The 847-nt window shown below is 56.0% G+C and carries 1 protein-coding gene; it reads right to left on the bottom strand.

Going from position 1 to position 847, the window contains the following annotated elements:
* Positions 1 to 23: 23 nt before the first annotated feature.
* A protein-coding gene (locus ACXAHG_RS23515) for an IS5 family transposase (RefSeq protein WP_475061245.1) occupies positions 24 to 781 on the bottom strand; the annotation gives its coding sequence in 2 pieces (ribosomal slippage) (positions 24 to 463 and positions 463 to 781; 759 coding nt in all).
* Between the last annotated feature and the right edge of the window lie 66 nt (positions 782 to 847).

The following is an 847-nucleotide window of genomic DNA, read 5'->3' as shown; positions in this document are numbered from 1 at the left end:
CTAGGCTCTGGACTCATTGAGTTTCAAAGCCAGTAGATTACGAGGGCTGCAAGCGCGATTGCTGACAGGAAGACCTTTGGGCATCTGTCGTATCGCGTTGCAACACGCCGCCAGTCTTTGAGCCTGCCGAACATGATTTCAATCCGACTGCGGCGTCTGTATCTGCGTTTGTCGTACCGGACGGGTTTCTTACGCTGCTTCCGACCGGGAATGCACGGACGTATCCCTTTGTCTTTCAAAGCTTCTCTGAACCAATCGGCATCATATCCGCGATCTCCCAGAAGCCATTCGACATCAGGCAGGCCGCTCAGCAGGGCCTTTGCTCCGGTGTAATCGCTGACCTGCCCAGCGGTCACGAACAGGTCCAGCGGTCGTCCCTGGCTGTCACAGATCGCGTGCAGCTTGGTGTTCATTCCACCCTTGGTGCGCCCGATCAGCCGTCCGCGCCCCCCTTTTTGACCCCGAGACTGGAGGCTGTTCGGTGCGCTTTCAGGTAAGTTGCGTCGATCATCACGGTCTTATCTTCGCCATGATCAGCAGCCAGACCGGCCATCATCCGGGCAAAAATGCCTTTGTCGCTCCATCGCTTCCAACGGTTGTACAAGGTCTTGTGCGGGCCGTATTCCTTCGGCGCATCCCGCCAGCGCAAGCCATTGCGATTGATGAAGATAATCCCACTCAGCACACGCCGATCATCAACGCGAGGTTTGCCGTGTGATTTCGGGAAAAAGGGATCAAGACGCGCCATCTGCGCATCTGTCAGCCAGAAAAGATCAGACATGTTCACCGCTCGGTTTTCGAACCGTGAATCACGCCGCCAAGTGAAAATCAATGGGTCCTGACCCTA

The organism is Leisingera sp. ABD4_442, assembly GCF_056160905.1.
Note: the sequence above shows the minus strand (reverse complement) of the source record. Positions and strands in the feature narration are given on the sequence as shown.